The following is a 16,193-nucleotide window of genomic DNA, read 5'->3' on the forward strand; positions in this document are numbered from 1 at the left end:
CCGGTGGCTGGCCAGAGTCAGTCGCCGCTGGGGACAGCGGTCTCCACGCCCGGCATGCCGACGGCGAGGTGATCGATCTGCGTCTCGGTCAGCGCTCCCTGGAAGACCCAGACATCGGAGAGCGAACCGGGGAAGTACTGGCTGGATGTGGTCCCGGTCGTGTCACGGCCGAGCTGCAGGGTCTTCGCGGCCTTGTACGTCAGTACGTCGTCGGCCCACGAGACGGTGTCGGTGCAGCTCGCGTCGTCCTGCACCCCGTCGTCGTCGGCGTCGGCGCAGGCGGTCTCCTGGAGCTCGCCGTTGACGTAGAGACGGATCTCCTTGGCGAAACCGTCGTAGACCAGTGCCACGTTGTTCCAGTCGGTGGGGCTGTAGAACATGCCGTTGCCGATGTCGGAGGTGGCGGCGGAGTCGCTGTCGGAGTCGGGCGTGACGATCCGCCAGCGGCCCGGATCGGTGGCCGGGGTGGTACTGGGTTCGTAGCGCACCGCGAACGCACTCTTCTTGGCCCCGGGCGCGCTCATCACGGTCACCGGGCTCGTCGGGACGGCGGCGGTCTGGACGAAGGCGCTGACGGTGAAGCTGGCACTGGTGTCGACCGGCACCACAGAGGCCGCGGCGTAATCGTTCGTGCCGTCGAGGGCGACTGCGCCGTCGACCCAACCCGAGCCGATCTGCGCACCGTTGTAGAGGGTCATGGCGTTGCCGGCCGACGACGCGTCGGGCGAGGTCACCGGGGTGCCGGTCGCCGACTCGAACTTCCAGCGGCCCTTGACCACCGCGCGCTGCTTGAACAGTTGCTGCACCTCACCGGCGGACACCGGCCGGTCGAAGAGGCGTACGTCGTCGATCTGGCCGGGGAAGAACAAGGTGGGCACCCCCTGGAACGCGCCGGCGCCGATCTGGAACGCGCCCCCGGCGGACCAGGTCGAGAGCAGGGTGGTGGTGCCGGCCAGGGTGCCGTTGACGTAAAGGGACAGCTTGTCGGCGACGGTGTCCTGCACGCCGACCAGGTGTGTCCATTCACCGCCGCGCGCGGTGGTGCCCTCGGGCTGCAGGGCCCGCACCACGGTGGAGTCGGCGGTGTCGGCGCTGTTCTGGTTGAACACCCAACGGTCGTAGGAACTGGAGTAGTACAGCGCCGGTCCTGTCACCACGTTGCCGATCTGCGAGGCGACGACCGCCGCGCCCGTGGGCTTGGTCTTCGGCAGCTTCACCCAGGCCGCGACAGCGAAGCTGTACGTGGTGTTGACCTGCGGGCTGCCCGTGGTGGCATAGTCGTCGGTCCCGTCCAGGGTCAGCGCGTTGCCGTCCACCCCGGCCGAGCCCGTCGCGGCGCCACCCTTGAGGACCGCGGGGCTCACGTCGGCCCGCGCGCTGAGCTCGGTCGCGTCGGCGGGGTCGTCCAGGTGGAAGACCATCCGGGCCGGACGGCCGCCGCTCGTGTTCGAGGTGTAGAGGCTCGACACCTCAGCCGCCGTCAAGGGCTTCTCGAAGGTCTTCACCTCGTCGATGGCCCCGGGGAAGAACGACGCGGGCGTGCCGCCCGGGGTGCTGGCGCCGATGAGCATGCCGCGCCGGCCGTTCCACGGCGTGGTGTAGGCCGTGCTCCCGACCAGCGTCCCGTTGACGTAGAGCTTCAGCAGCTTCTCGCCCAAGGAGTAGACGCCGACCAGATGCGTCCACTCGTTGACCTTGACCCCGCCCGCGGCGGTCGCCATGGCTCGCACCGGAGTCCCGGAAGCGGTGTCGGAGCTGTACTGGTTGAACACCCAACGGTCATAGCCCTTGGAGTAGTAAAGCTCGAAGCCCGGCTGGTTGTTGCCTCGCTGCGAAGCCACGATCGCCGCCGCCGCTGGCATCGCCGACGGCTTCACCCACGCCGACACCGAGAAGCTGACGTCGGTGTTGACGGTTGCCAGGTCGGTGTCGGCGTAGTCGTCGACGCCGTCGAACTGCACCGCCTTACCGAATTTGCCCTCCACGTTCGGCGTCGGACCGCCGTGCATGACCGCGGGCTCCTCGGGCGCACTGCCCACCGCCTGAGTGGCTCCGGCTGCCTCGTCCATCGACCAGTTGGCGCGTTCGAGCTGCCCCGACTTGACCCGGAACTGGTAGGTGCGGATCTCGGAGCCGTTACCGGCCGCGTCGAAGGACCGCGCCGTGAAGGTGTTGAGACCCGGTTTGAGAGGCAGCACGGGCACGGTCTTCGCCGCTCCGGCCGAGGTGGTGACCGCGTTGGCGGAGACCGGGTCGCCGTTGACTCCGTACCAGTACTTCGTCACGTCGGTGACGGCACCGGTGATCACGAAGTAGCCGTACTGGCCCACTCCGTCGTACCAGGGGTCGTCGGGGTCCTCGGGGTTCGAGGCCGGGTAGAGGACGGAGGAGACGGTCGGGGCCTTCGGCACGCTGGTGTCGTAAACGAAGTAGCAGCCGGTCGGGTCGCCCGCGGACGACCACGGCGACCACTGTCCGCCGTCGTAGGAGCGGACCATCCAGTTCACCGTCTTGTTGGCGGGGATGGACGACGGCAGCGTGATCGCGAAGTCCGAGCCGGACTTCTTCGCCGTCGTCCGACCTGACTTCCAGCGGGTGACCACGCCCTTGCCGTCACCAGTGTCCCAACCAGCCCAGAACTCGACGGAGACCGAGTCGCCGTCGGGGTCGGCGACGTTGTTGGCGTAGATCTTGCCCAGGGTGCGTACCCTCGCGGCACTGGCGGGCTTCTTGCAGGTTCCGCCGTACTCCATGGTCAGTTGGGACATCTTGAGCTGGGGTGGCGGGCGGTTGTACTGCACCCGCAGATAGGCGTCGTCGGAGAACCGCTTCCAGGCGTACTCGTCGGTCTCGCTCGCCGCCTTCAGGCCGAAGGTCATCGTCGACCACTTCTTGTCCGCCGCCAGTTGCACCGCGGACTTCACGTCGAACTCCGCGTCCTTCGCGGCGCAGCCGGTGAATCCGTAGGCGAAGGACGCCGTCTTGAGGCGATCGATCCAGAAGCCGTCCGCGTTCTGCGAGTTCCAGGTCGTCGACGAGGAGATGTCCTTAGTACGCCACAGCTCCACGCTCCGGTCCGAGCAGGAAGCCGACCAGGTGTTGCGGACCACGAACTCCGCCTGCAGCACGGTCCGGCCGGCGAACTTCGAGGTCGGGATGCGGTAGAAGAGCCGCTTGGTGTCGTACGGCGCGCAGTACGACCAGCCGCAGTAGCCCATGCCCGCGTCCGAGTCGCCGTTGAACTTCCACTGCGGCGACGACGCCCAGTACTTGGAGGCCATCGTCCACGCCGAGGCCTTCGGGGAGTACCACTGCGGGTCGATGAACACGGGGTACACCGTGTCCTCGCCGGTGAGCACGCCGCTGTCCGGTGTCAGCACCAGCGCGTCCTGCGCGGCGGGGACGTCCACGCCGACCGGCGCGACGTTTCCGGACTCGGCGGCGGTGGCTTCGGGGGCATCCGACCCGCCCTCGTCGGCGGCAGCGGTTTCTGCGGTGCTTTCTGTAGCGGCAGCGTTGGCGGTGATTTTGGTTGTGGTTGTGGTTGTGGCGGTGGACTTCGCCGTGGTGTCGGGTGCCTGGGTGCTGGAGTCCCACATCACGGGGCGGGGCGCCTCGAACACCGCGCTTCCGGCGCCCTCGTCGATCGCCGCCAGACCGCCATCCGCGGTCTCCTTCACCTGCATGCCGTCGGCGTCCAACTTCAGCCGCAGCCGGCTCAGTTCATCGCTCGCCGCGGCCTCGGCCGACTTGACGACCAGGAGTTGGGTGAAGCCGTCCTGCTGCGCCGTCATCCGCAGATCGACGCCAGGCAGCACGTCCGGGTAGGTGACGGTGCTCCCGTTCAGCTCCGGGGCGGGCAGATCCTCGGGCCAGGACAGCGCCAGTTCACGGCCGTTCTTCAGCATCCGCACCAGCGGTGCCGAACCTCCGCCGGAGAACGTCAGACCGACGGTCGTGACCTTGGGCACCACCGCTCCGTCCGCGCCGCGGGTCAAGGTGGTGTCGATGTCCCGCCACTCGCCGTCCACCCGGGTCCGCACCGGACGCAGATGCTCCCGTGCCTCCAGGTGCCCCTCCGGGGTGGCGAACACCTCGCTGCTCTCACCGCGCAACGACGTGATCTCCACCAACTTGCCGGTGCGCGCGGCCTGGGCCAGCGCCTTGGCGTCTTCACCCGTTCCGTCGTCTGCGACGGCTGTGTCCGCCTTGTCGGTTCCGGCGGCCCCGGAGGCCAAGGTGTCGGCTCTCTCGTCGGCCACCGCCATGGCGCCGTTGGATACACCCGCCGCAAGCACTATGGCTGCGGAGAACACAACGCCGGCTGTGCGCAGCCGACGTCTCCCCCCGTACTTATTCATATGAACTGCTCCCCGCCAGGCCGCTTTGGGCTTCGCCTGGATGTCTTCGATCAAAAGTTCAGGCTGCAACATAAGGGGAGCGCCAGCCCGTTTACCAGAGACTCACAAGCGGACAAAGCCCGCAAGATCCACTAACCAGGGAAAAGCCAGGCGTGAATTACTTCACGTTTCCTCTACGAATTTTCCACGGTTGAGCACTCGCACCCCTTTTGCCACGCACTCGACGCGTCAACCCCTGAAGAGCGAGCAAACGTCCCCGACTTGCCATGATGTCCTCGCGAGGAGAGGGCAAACTCCAGCGCAGGTGAGACGGTCGTGGAGTGCGTTGCTGCGGTAATGAGTACGCGCAGGCCCTATTTGACAGCAGCAACGAGGTTACGGGAATCGACGAATGCCCGGCGTTGCCCGCATTGCCACCGATGACCGCGCACGCCCGCCCGTCAGGCGGAAGTACGGCAACACGGCCAGCGCGTTCGTACTCAGGTTGAACTCGCAGCGTCGCCCTCAGATCGGAACGACAGCAAGGTCTCCGCGTTGAACGCCGCCCCGTCGGCTGCCTGTTGGTCGGTCGGCGGATGGGCGTGGATGAGCTCCTCGAGAACCGGTCGCGGCGGTGCGCGAAAGCGCAGAGAGATGGAGGCCGTGTCGAAGGCTTTGCGTGCGGCCTCGTACCGCTCGGCGGCCGCAGTCGCCCGGGCGGCAAGCGGCGCATTGTCCGGATCGCTGCCGGCGAGAAGCTCAGCACGAGCGGCGGAGCGCTTGGCTTCGTCGTACTCTGTGCGCCGCGCTGTGTCGTCGCAGATCTGCAGAACGCGCTCTGGCAGGGAGCGACGGCGCATCGCCTCGGTCAGGTCGGTCGAGTTCGGGGCGGAGATCTCCGCCCGGGTGGGGATCCTGGTCGCGGCGGCGATGTTCTTCAACCAGAGAATCTTGGTGATGCCGCGCCGCATGAAGCGCTGCTGAGCCACGGGCACTCCGAAGGAGAGAACCGCGCCGGGCTCATCGGCCGGGCGTCCGCGTGGCTCCGCGGTGAGAGGAATTCAGGCAGGCGTCACGGTGATCGTGAACCGCTGCACGTAGGAAACGATATCGCCCTGCGAACCGTCAACCGGATCTCCACCGGCGTCAACGATCAACTCCCTGTCGATCACCCGCATTCCGGGCACCTCGACCTCCGTACGCCAGCCACTCGCCGTGCGGTCGAAGAGCACCGTACGGACCCTGTCGGCGAGCCACTGCACCTGATCGGCCCGCTCCCCCACGCTGGTCACCTGGTACGTCCAGGCGGCGTCCGCGTGCCAGTCGGCGAACGACGGGCCGGAGAACTCCCCCGGCAGGCTGTCAAGGATCAGATAGGGAAAGGCCGCAGGTTCCCCGTCCACCGCCCGTGGCAGCACCCCGAGCCCACACGGCCGTCCAGTTCCCTCGGCGAGCGCTGCCAGGAGCGCGCGGGTCAGCGGCAGCCGAGGGATCGTCATCGCGGCAACGCCCCTGTGCGCAGTGCCTCCAGAAAGCCGGGCTGGGTCCGCTGGAACGCCGGCTCGATGTGCGGATACGGCGGCTGCTGATACTGCCGCCCCAACCGGTCCACGCCCACGAACCCGTACTCCAGCCGCCGTTGCTGCGGTGCATCGGTGAACACCACCGCCGTCACCCGGCCTCCGGCGACGGTCACCTTCACATCCCACGACACCCGGTACTGACCGGTGATCACATTCGGTCCCGGCCGCCCCGAAGCGTTCTTCTGGATGCAGACCCGCAGCAACATGGCGTGGTGCCGCGTGATCGCCCGCGTCCGGGACCGTACTGCCGGCCCCATCCGCGCGAGAGCTGCGGCCAGTTCGATCGGATCCCGGAACGCGGCTGCGTCCGGGTGGGCGTTCGGGTGCGGTTTGGCGACGGGCATGGCGGAGCCTACCGTTCAGTTCAGGTGTCTACTTCGAACCCTCCACTGGCTGATGAACCACCAGTAGCGACGGACTCACTACAAGATCAGTCAGAAATGTTCTGGATGCGTGCATCCGGCTTGTCGGATGCGACTCCTATCTAGCTTGAGTGGATGCCCAAGGCGTTCCTCATCAACGTGCTCCCGGTCGTCATCGCCGTGGTCGCCATCGCTGTTTCCACCAGGATCGGTGTCCGCCAGACGCGGATCAGCCAGCACGTGAACAACATTCAGGCGATGATCAATCTGCTCGACGAGTTCCGGTCAGCCGCGTTTCACGACCAGCACGACTACGTGTGCAACCGTCTTCAGCAGGAACACGACCCGAGCGAGGGAGTGCGCGGGCTTCCCAGCGAGGCGAAGGCGGCCTTCTGCAATGTCGTGTACTACTACCATTCCTTCGCCACCCTGACCATCTTCCAGCTCGTGGACGAGGACTTGTTTCTTCCGCTCCTGCGTCACCGGCTCAGTACCGTCTGGAGGGCCACCCAGCCGTTCGTGGAACGAGAGCGCGAGTTGCGAGGAAGCGACAGTTCATATCTCTCAGCGTTCGAGGAGCTCGCCCGTCGGGCGGCCGAACTGCCCAGCACGTATCTCCACGACCGCATTCTCGACACCCGGCGCAACCGGCGAAGGTGGCTCCCTCTCTGGGCAAGCCGCCGATCCCGACGTGCCGCACCGGACGGCATGTGATCCGGGGCCGGCACAGCTACGGCAATCCGGTGATGAGCGCGAGATGCCCGACCACAGGTCTCGGTAGAGCAACCAAAGCCCCTGACACGCGATCGCCTGGCACGCCTGCGCCGAGTCCTCGTCATCGGTGTCGACAAGGCGGCCGAGCAGGTCCAGGCAGATGAACCTGGCCCCGTTGGAAAGGTCACCCGCGAGCGCCGCCATGAGCACGGAGGTGACGGGCACCGCCGACTCCTGCGGGAACGACTGGATCAGCGCGTGGTCGTCGATGCGGAGAGCACCTGCCTCCTCCCGGGACTGTGCCTCGGCCAGCAGCCTCAGATCGTCGGCCAGGTGCGCGGCCGACTTCCCGCATCCACACTCGAACGCTGACCAGTCGTAGCGGCCGACCTCCACATCGACCAGCCGCATACCCCACCGTTTCACCGGCCCAGTAGCGCTCGAGCCTCACCGGGTCCCACTCCACGTCAACCTCGCCTACGACGAGGGCCGGCAGCATCCAGAGATCTCCTGCCCCTATGCTGCCGCCATGCCGTCCGCAAGATGCCTCATGACGACCGCGCAGACCGCGGGCGCCGGGGGCATCAGGACGAACTGGCCGAGCACGTGATCGTCCAGGCCTCGAACGGCGCCGAGGGCAAGGATGATCTCCAAGGTACAGACCAGATGCCGAGCGGAGCGACCGCAGCCGCACGAGGTCGCGTCCCCGTTGTGCGTGTCCACATCCGTTCGAGCGAGACCCATCGACGTGTTGAAAGTTTCAGTCGGCCAGATGGTCGGGCAGTCGGATCCGGCCCGAATCCCGATAGGTGCGCAGCCGTTCCTCGTCAGTCTCGATCACCCTGAGGACGAGGTAGGCGTAGACCACCAGGTCGGGGTGGGTGTTGAACCACAGGTCCCGATACAGCCCCCAGAGCCCCTGCCGTGCGATGGACTGGCACGTCTCCGCCGAGTCCTCGTCGTCGGTATCGACGAGCCGGAGGAGCAGATCCAGACACACGACCCGCGCGCCGACAGCCAGGTCACCTGACAGTGCTGCCATCAGGACGGCGGCGACGGGCACCGCCGACTCCTGCGGGAACGACTGGATCAGCGCGTGGTCGTCGATGCGGAGAGCACCTGCCTCCTCCCGGGACTGCGCCTCGGCGAGCAGTCTCAGGTCATCGGCGAGATGCGCAGCCGTTTTCCCGCATCCGCACTCGAACGTCGACCAGTCGTACCTGTCGATCTCCACATCGATCAATCGCATGCGCGCTTCCACTTCGATCGTCATCCGTACAACCTGTCCCAGTCGCCGCCGGGTTCATGTGTGATACCCGACACGAAGGAATCGCGGGTGGGGAAATCGCTCTGGCACCTCGTGCACACGGGCTTCAACCTGGTCGAGAAGGCGCCGTCCTTGACCACCACCTCGTACGCGTGTGTGAGCCGCACCAGTCCCGGATCGCCACCGAGAGCCCGCACCACATTACCTTCGGCGCAGAAGCCGCACGTCGGGCCGATACCGCCGGGGGCGCCACCGCCTCCGGATGAGGCGAGTGCGATTTCCCCGGTCTCGATGTTGGTGCCACCGACGTAAGCCCGGTTCATCGGCTGGTTGCCTTTCGCATGCTTGACGGCGAAGTCGGGCACCATGTTTCCGGCCGCCTCAAGCTGCCCCTCAGGTGTCCAGCCGTCCCCTGCGGAAATGTGCTTGACGGCCGGCGGTCGCTTGGCGCTTCCGGCCCCGCGCGGCGTGACCCGGGCAGGCCGGGTAGCGGGTGCTCCCGTGGCAGGGCTGCTCGGTGTGGCGGAGGCGGCGTCCGCCTGCTCCGCCCTGGCCTGGGCGTTCGCCCTCTTCATCGCGGCAAGGTCCGCGGCGTCGGCGGCCGCTTCGTTGACGCCCTTCGCGGCCGCTCCGGCCGCGGCCGCCGCGTCGGCGTCGGCTCCGCCCCTCGCCGTGCTGACGAGCGCGCTCTCCCCCTCGCCCACGGCACCGCGTTCGAGAGCGCCGATACCGCTGCCTTCCATGCCTCCGCCGGAGACGACGCCGCCGGCTATCTCGCAGGCCTGGTCGTGGTCCGGTCCGCTTCCCGTGAGCCAGAACTCGCAGACGGACAGGGAGCGGACCGCCAGGCCGACGGCCACGAAGCTGCCGTAAAGGAGGTCGGGACCGGCGTTCGGGTCGGGCGGCGTAGCCGGAGGGGTGACTCCGGGAGACGGCTGCTGAGTGGAGCTGCCGGTGTCGCCGCTGGAGGTGCTGGTGGGCGCGGGCGCGGGTGACGGGGAAGGCGTCGGACCGCAGTCGATGACGCACTTGTTCATCGACGGGTCGTTGTACCAGTCGTCGTATCCCGTCGGGTCGGAGCTGCTCGCCGGGTTGTCGGCTGCGTACGTGTAGCCGCCCATCTGGTTGGGGTCGCCGGCCTGGAAGATCGGGTCGGGTGTGAGGAAGCGGCCCAGCACCGGGTCGTAGTCGCGCGCTCCCAGCAGGTCCAGGCCTGTGACCGAGTCGGCCGGTTGGCCCAGGAAGCCGTGATTCTCGTCCGCCGCCACCCACGTCGACGGTTTCGTGCCGCGTGGGTTGCCGTACGGGTCGTAGGAGCGGCGGGTGACGGCGAGGGTGGAGGCGTCGACGGCGGTCGTCGCGGTGCCCTGGGATGTGGCCACCTGGTAGGTGACGGACCCGGAGCTGGAGCGGGTGACGCTCGTCCCGTCCGGCCCCGTGTAGTACCGCAGCGCCGTGCACGTCTTCGCCGTCACGTCCAGCGTCAGCTGTTCCGCGCCGCCGAAGAGGTACAGGACCCGCGCCTTGTCGGTGCCGCCGACGGACGCGGTCTGTTCGAGCAGGTCCCCGTCGGCGTCGTACACATAGGAGCTTGTGCGGGTCGTCGTGCCCGACGGCGTCGACACCGTCGCGGTACGGCCTTCCGCGTCGTAGGTGAACGTCTGCGTCTGGCCCGCCGGGAGCGCGCCCGTGGTGACGGTCGACCAGATCTGGCCCTTGCCGCCGCAGGTGGCGGCGGTGAGCTGGGTGCCCTTTGTCGCGCTGGCGCTCGGGTCGGTCAGACACAGGGTGCTCTTGGCCGCGTTGACCAGGGTGCCGGTCGACGTCACCCGCCACTTCTGGGTGGCGTCGGTCGAGCAGGTGTCGATGACGACCCCGGCGCCGGACGTGGTCGAGTTGCCCGCCGTGTCCAGGCAGAGCCCGGCCGCCTTCACCGTGCCGTCCGACCCGATGGTCCACTTCTGGGCCGTCGACGACGCACTACAGGCGTTCACCTCGACCTTCGCGCCCGAGCCGGTCTCCTCCACACACAGCTTTCCGCCGCCGGTGAGCGTGAAGCCGGTCGTGACGGGGCCCGTCGTCCTTGTAGCGCGGCTGACCGTGTTGCCGGCGTTCTTGCCGGTTGCCGCGTCCGTGTACGACGGGGTCTGTGTGACCGTACCCGTGCCCGGGTTGGTGGTCGTGGTCGCGCCCGCCTGGTCGGGGCGGGTGGCGGCGGCAGTACCGTCGACGCCGGGGTAGGTGGTCGCCTGGGTGGTGTCCGCCAGCGCGTTGCCGGTGGTGTCATGGTCGATCGTGCCGGTGCGGTCGCCCAGCAGGTCGTAGGTGTACGTCTGCCAGTAGGGCGCCGGGCCTCCGACTGTCTTCGTCTTCACCGGTGCCGCGCTGGTCTGCACGGACGCCGTGGCGCAGCCGCCGACCGCGCCGACCGGAGCGGTGCCCGAGCCGGTGATGCCGGCGGTGTCCGTCCAGGCGGCGTTCAGCCGCTGGAAGGAGTCGTAGGCGAAGCACTGTGTGTCGTGGGTGGTGTTGTCCTGGAGGTCGTCCGTGGCGGTGAGCTGACCGGTCCGGTCGTAGCGGTAGTTGACGACGTCCAGGGCCGTGGTGGACGTCTGCAGCATGCTGGACGTCTGAGTGACCCGGCCGGTCGTCGCGTCGTACTGGGCGAAGGTCGCGAGTTCCTTGCCCGTGGGGCCGTAGTTGGTCTGCAGGACGCGGCCGAAGGGGTCGTGGACCGTGCCGTCCAGGTAGGAGGGGGTGTTGGCGGCGTTGATGTAGCCGCCGAAGCCGTCCAGCGCGCCCTGCTGGGTGTAGCCGTAACCGATGCGCTCGGCGGGCAGTCCGCCGTCCGCCTGGTACTGGGTGGTCGCGAGCAGGCCCGTGGTGGGTGTGTAGGTCGAGGCCAGGCTGTACGTGATCGTGCCGCTGTCCTTGCCCGCGGCGCCCGGGAAGCCGTCCGCCGACGGGATCGTGAGGGTCGAACCCAGCGGCTGGTAAGCGGTGTTGTAGCCGGTGACGGCCTCGGTGTATGCGCTGCCGTTCACGCCGCCCAGGTAGCGGGTCGAGGACGTCGGGTAGCCCTTCAGGAGGGTGTCGTAGAGCCGGGAGGTCTGCTGCTTGGCGGGGTCGGGCGTGGCCGACCAGGGGGACGCGTACGTCGCCGTGAGCCGGTTGTCCCAGTCGTAGGCGTACGACAGCACCTGGCCGCGCGCGTCGGTGGACTGGAGCAGGTTGCCGAGCACGTCGTACTTGTCGAAGCTCGTGGTCCCGGTGTTGGGGTCGGTCTGGGAGGTCCTCTGGCCGAGCGGGTCGTAGGTGTACGACCAGGTGTTGCCCGCGCTGTCCTTGACCGTGTCGATCTGTCCGGCGGGGGTGTAGGTGTAACGGGTGGTGGCGTCGGCGACGGGAACCGCGCCTGCGGTGCCCTGCTTCCAGAGCACGGCGGTGCCGGCGCTCGCGACGACCGCGAGGGTGGAGTCGGCCCGGACCTGGAGGGTGGCGCCGGTGGTCGCGGTCAGGCCGGTCGTCCACTTGGAGGTGCCGGCGGTGGTGTAGACGGCGAGGTTGCCGTCGGCGCCGAACTGGGCGTAGGCGCCCGGGTTTCCGCCGGTACCGGAGGACCAGACGGTCTTGCCCGTCGACAGCGCGCCGAGGACCAGGTTGCCGTCGGCCTGCATGGTCAGACGGACGCTGCCCGAGGTCAGCGAGGTGCCGGACGGGATGATGCTGCCGCCCTTGAGCGTGACCGTCGCGCTGGTGTTGCGCACCACCGACTTCGCCGTCTGGCCGAGGGCGTCGGTGTACACGGCGGTCGCCATCCCGCCGGCCGGCGGGATGGAGTCGGTCTCGTCGGCGCCGGGGTAAGTGGTGGAGGTGCTCCACTGTTTGACGGCCTGGTGCCACAGGGTGCCGGTGGTGGCTCGGCCCTGGCCGTCGTAACTCGTGGTGGTCTCGGCGGGGATCTCGTTCTCGTTGGCCGCGTACAGGGTGGCGGACGGGGTGTGGTCCGGCTCCGAGTAGGGGGAGTACGAGGCGCTAGGCCAGCCGTGGGAGTCGTAGAAGGTGTCGGAGACGATCCGGCCGGAGTCGGAGTCGCCTTCGGCTGTCGTCTGGACCTGGCGGGGCTGGAGCATCCCGTCGTAGATGCCGATGGACGTCGCGTACGTGCCGTCCTCGCGCAGGGTGCGCGTGGTGACGGAGGTCGGGTCGCCGGGCTGTGTGATGGTGCCGCCGGGGGCGGGGACCGCGCCTGGGTTGATCGAGTACGCGAACGTCATGTCCGCGCTCTGGGTCGCCTTGTCGCGGCCGGGCAGCCAGACGGCGGTGCGGCGGCCGAGGGCGTCGTAGGTGATGTCGGTGACGCGATCGTTGGTGTCGACGTTGCGCAGAGGCACGCCGCGCAGCGGGTCGAGGGTGGAAGTGACCTTCCACTGTTTCTGGTTGGTGGAGACGATGCTGGTGGGGTTGGTGTTGCCGCCCGCGTTGTTCCACTTGGGCAGGTAGTCGGTGTGCGTGCCCTTGCCGGTGGCGTCGAGGGCATCGGTGACGCGGCCCGCCCCGTCGTAGGCGATACCGCTGGTGGTGCGCCAGTTCTCGGTGCCGTCGGTGGCGAAGCCGGTGGCGACCTGGGTGCCCGTGAGGTGCGGCTGGGTGACCGTGCCGTAGGCGCCGAGGGCGGTAATGGAGCCGTCGCCGTCGTAGTAGATCTTCTTGTCGGACAGCAGCGTGTCGGCGCCGGCCACGGTGCCGCACGGTCCGGAGACCGCGGTGATGCGGTCCGGGTAGGCGAGCAGCATCGTGTTGCCGGCCAAGGAGGACGGCGTCGCGTAATGCGTGGTGCTGCACTTCTCCTGCGCGGCCACGGAGACGTCGCCGTGCGCGTCGACCGTCTGGACGCGGCCCTGGTCGTCGTAGGCCGTGTCGGTGCGGGTGTGCCGCCAGGTGCCGTCGGCGAGCAGGGCGTAACCGTGCGTCTGGGCGGACTTGACCCGGCGGGCGGTGAGGTCGGGCAGGGTGGCCTTGTCCGGCTCGGTCTCGCCCGGGTGGTCCTCCTGGGTCCAGGCCGTCCACGAGGTGCGGTCGGCGTGCGCCGTGGTGGTGAAGGCGAACGGGCCGTTGACGGTGGAGGCGTTCACGGTGCCGCCGGAGGCGGTGTAGGTGTCCGACTGCAGTGCGGTGCCGGCGAACTGGTCGGCGTCGGTGACGGTCTCGACGGTCTTGCCGCCGACCGTGGCGTCCACGCCGACGGAGCGGCGGCTGCCGTCGGCCTTGTAGTCGCCGTCCATGCCCTGGAGGTAGGTGGTGGTCAGCTGGGTGACCGGCTCGGGCGCCTTTCCGGTGCGCACGGTGACCGTGCGGAAGCCGCGGAACTGGTCCCAGGTGCGGTACTGGTCATCCGTGAGGTCGGAGTCGTCGCGGTGCCAGGCGGCACCCGAGTAGGCGTAGGTGTAGACGTGTGCCTCGGAGCCCGCCGGGATCTTGGAGGCGTCCGGGTTGTACTGGGCGGCGATCGTCAGGTCGGCGGCGGTGACGCTGTGGACGGTGACCTTGTTGAACCAGTCGGCGATCGGCTTGGAGGCGCCGGGGACCGTCCAGTACACGGGGTAGCAGGAGTTGGTGTTGGAGTCTGCCGACCCGAAGTCGAGTGCCTTGCCCGCGCACGGGGTCGAGTTGTACTCGACGGTGATCGACTCGCCGGTCTCCGTCTGGATGTTGGAGATCCGCGGCCGGTACAGCGGCGGGGCTGACGGGGAGTCGTCGTCCACCCGGTTGTCGATCTCGGTGCCGGTGAAGGAGACCTGGTTCAGGGTGATGTCGCTGTTGGCGTTGCCGTAGGTGCCCTTCCCGGTGTGCTTGATGGACTGCAGCCACATCACGGCCTGGAGGGAGCCTGCGTCCTTGGGGTCGACGGTGGTTCCGGTGACCGGGTCGACGGTGCCGCCCGCGTCGGAGTACACCTGCCCGAGGGCGTAGGAGTCGACCGGGACCAGCTTGTCGGTGTCGCCGTCCTTGACGCGCACCTTGGTGGTGATGGTGTCCAGCCGGGTCGTGGACCAGAAGGTCGGCGACGACACGACGCACACGTCGGTGGGCACCTTGGTGGCGTCGTCCGGCAGCTTGGTCTTGTCGGTCGCGTCGCAGTGCAGGTCGAACGGCACGTCCGGCCAGTGCGGGGCCGTGTTGTCGTCCAGGTTCCCGGCCGAGCAGTCGGTGAAGGTGGAGGTGGTCCGGCAGCGCTGCTCGGAGGCGAACACGACCTGCGAGGACGGCGTGCGGCCCGCCTGCTCGTCGTCCAGCGTGTAGCCGTACGAGATGGAGGTGAGCGTGCCGGCCCGGGTGTACGAGGTGAGGGTGCCGGTGTCGTCGCGGTCGTCGGTCGCCGCCGCCTGGCCACCGCCGAGGTCGTAGTAGCCGGTCTCGGTGGAGTAGTCGTAGCGCTGCACGAAGCCGTTCGGCGAGACGACGAAGTCCAGGTTCCAGCGCCAGCCCTCGGGCTTGTCGCAGCGAGACTTCCTGCCGTCGGAGTCGCTGTGGCAGGGGTCGGCGGAGCGTGGGTGCAGCACGGGTACGCCCCAGGCCGCGTGCGTGGAGTCGTCGCCGGAGTCCGAGGAGGCCAGGCCCTTGGTGCCGGGGCCGGTCGGTGAGTGGTCGGCACCGAAGTAGGCGGCGGTGCCGTCGGCGGTCAGGACCCGGAAGTAGGTGCCGTCGTACAGGCCGTTGGCGGCGCCGGACAGCTCCTGCACGACGGTGCCGTCGTCGCCCTGGAGCCGGAACTCCCTTGTTTCGCCCGGTACTCCGGAGGTGGTGGTGGGGACGAGAATGCCGGAGTGGGAGCCGAAGGAGACGGTGGCGTTGCCGCCGCCCCAGCACTGGTCACCCGAACCCTTGAGGATCTTCTTGCCGTCGGAGTCGAGCAGCGAGCCGCAGGAACGATAGGTCCGCTGAACGAAGCCCGGCTGGTAGCCCCAGCCGTCGCCGATCCAGGACGCCTGCGAGTTGCGGGCCGAGGTCTCTCCGTCCACGGCCTGCGAGTCGTACGACAGGGCCACCCGTGGACCGGTGTCCCCGAGTCCCGCCGGTACCTGGACGGGATACGAGTAGGTGTAGGCACCGGTGCCGCTGGTCTGCCACGTTCCTTCGGGGGTCAGCGAGGTCGCCGAGTAGTCGCCCTGCGAGCCCCGGCTGCCGGAGGTGACGGCGATCGCCGAGTCGGCGGTGGTGGTCGCGGTGAGCTGGTTGGCGGTGGCCCGGTTGACGGCCTTCAGTGGTGTGGCGGTACGGCACTCCGCGCGCTGAGGGGTCGTCAGGGCACAGGCCGGGAGCCGGGTCAGGGTGAGCCGGGAGCCATAGCCGCCGCCGTAGGCCTTGGCGACGGCGGAGTAGTCGATGACGACACTCACTTTGTCGGTACGGGACTTGGTGGCGTCCAGTCCGACGAGGAGACCGGAGTCGGCGCCGGCGCGCAGTGCCTGGGCGCGGGAGGCGAGTCGGACGCCGACCTGGGGAGCGCTCTGCTGCTTGCCCGCCGATGCCACCCACACCGGCAGCGAACCCGCCTTGCTGGGCTCGCGCTTGAGGGCGACCGTGCGCGAACCGGCCTTGGGCCAGGCGGACTTGCCGACAGCCGTGTATTCGGTCAGCGGGCGGTAGCCCTTGGGGTGGACGACCTTCGGACGGATCAACTCGTGGTCGCCGACGGCCGGCGTCTCCGGCAGCGGCTTCGGTTTCCAGAAGTCACCGTGGAAGACGTACGGTCCGATGCCGTCCTGCGCCACCGCCCCGGTCACCAGCAGCACCATCGCGGTGAACAGGGCAGAGACGAGCGTCAGCGTTCTTCGCACACGCACCGTGTGAAGTCCCCCCGTAGGAAACGGACATGTACGTCCGCTGTCTGAACGGTCACGTGGTCGGCGTGATCCAGGACGGG

General features: G+C 68.6%; 8 protein-coding genes. 1 reads left to right on the forward strand and 7 read right to left on the reverse strand.

What is annotated here, in order from left to right; translation table 11 throughout:
- Positions 1–17: 17 nt before the first annotated feature.
- The 4 genes from G3I71_RS19655 to G3I71_RS19670 all read right to left on the reverse strand — a co-directional run bounded on the left by G3I71_RS19655 (position 18) and on the right by G3I71_RS19670 (position 6,267).
- Entirely contained in the window at positions 18–4,262 is a 4,245-nt protein-coding gene (locus G3I71_RS19655) for a LamG-like jellyroll fold domain-containing protein (protein WP_343243002.1), read from the reverse strand.
- A 578-nt stretch (positions 4,263–4,840) separates the two neighbouring features.
- Positions 4,841–5,329, reverse strand: coding sequence for a hypothetical protein (locus G3I71_RS19660; RefSeq protein ID WP_164316118.1), 489 nt, complete (start codon positions 5,327–5,329; stop codon positions 4,841–4,843).
- Between the two features lie 72 nt (positions 5,330–5,401).
- A complete protein-coding gene (locus G3I71_RS19665; RefSeq protein WP_164316119.1) occupies positions 5,402–5,839 on the reverse strand; it encodes a hypothetical protein in 438 nt (145 codons plus the stop codon).
- Positions 5,836–6,267, reverse strand: a complete 432-nt coding sequence (locus G3I71_RS19670) for an HK97 gp10 family phage protein (RefSeq protein ID WP_164316120.1) — start codon at positions 6,265–6,267, stop codon at positions 5,836–5,838. The genes G3I71_RS19665 and G3I71_RS19670 overlap by 4 nt, the downstream gene beginning before the upstream one ends.
- 153 nt (positions 6,268–6,420) lie before the next feature.
- Between G3I71_RS19670 and G3I71_RS19675 the strand changes: the two genes are divergently transcribed.
- Positions 6,421–6,999 (forward strand): hypothetical protein, encoded by a 579-nt coding sequence (locus G3I71_RS19675; RefSeq protein ID WP_164316121.1) that lies wholly within the window; start codon positions 6,421–6,423, stop codon positions 6,997–6,999.
- A gap of 516 nt (positions 7,000–7,515) precedes the next feature.
- Here the strand turns inward: G3I71_RS19675 and G3I71_RS19680 are convergent.
- The 3 genes from G3I71_RS19680 to G3I71_RS52715 all read right to left on the reverse strand — a co-directional run bounded on the left by G3I71_RS19680 (position 7,516) and on the right by G3I71_RS52715 (position 16,113).
- Positions 7,516–7,653: a hypothetical protein gene (locus tag G3I71_RS19680; RefSeq protein ID WP_164316122.1), complete on the reverse strand. Its 138-nt coding sequence runs from the start codon at positions 7,651–7,653 to the stop codon at positions 7,516–7,518.
- Positions 7,654–7,759: 106 nt separating this feature from the next.
- Positions 7,760–8,248 (reverse strand): hypothetical protein, encoded by a 489-nt coding sequence (locus tag G3I71_RS19685; RefSeq protein ID WP_164316123.1) that lies wholly within the window; start codon positions 8,246–8,248, stop codon positions 7,760–7,762.
- 20 nt (positions 8,249–8,268) lie between these two features.
- A complete protein-coding gene (locus tag G3I71_RS52715) occupies positions 8,269–16,113 on the reverse strand; it encodes a ricin-type beta-trefoil lectin domain protein (protein ID WP_164316124.1) in 7,845 nt (2,614 codons plus the stop codon).
- Positions 16,114–16,193: the final 80 nt, after the last annotated feature.

The organism is Streptomyces sp. SID12501, from assembly GCF_010550245.1.
Lineage (GTDB): Bacteria > Actinomycetota > Actinomycetes > Streptomycetales > Streptomycetaceae > Streptomyces.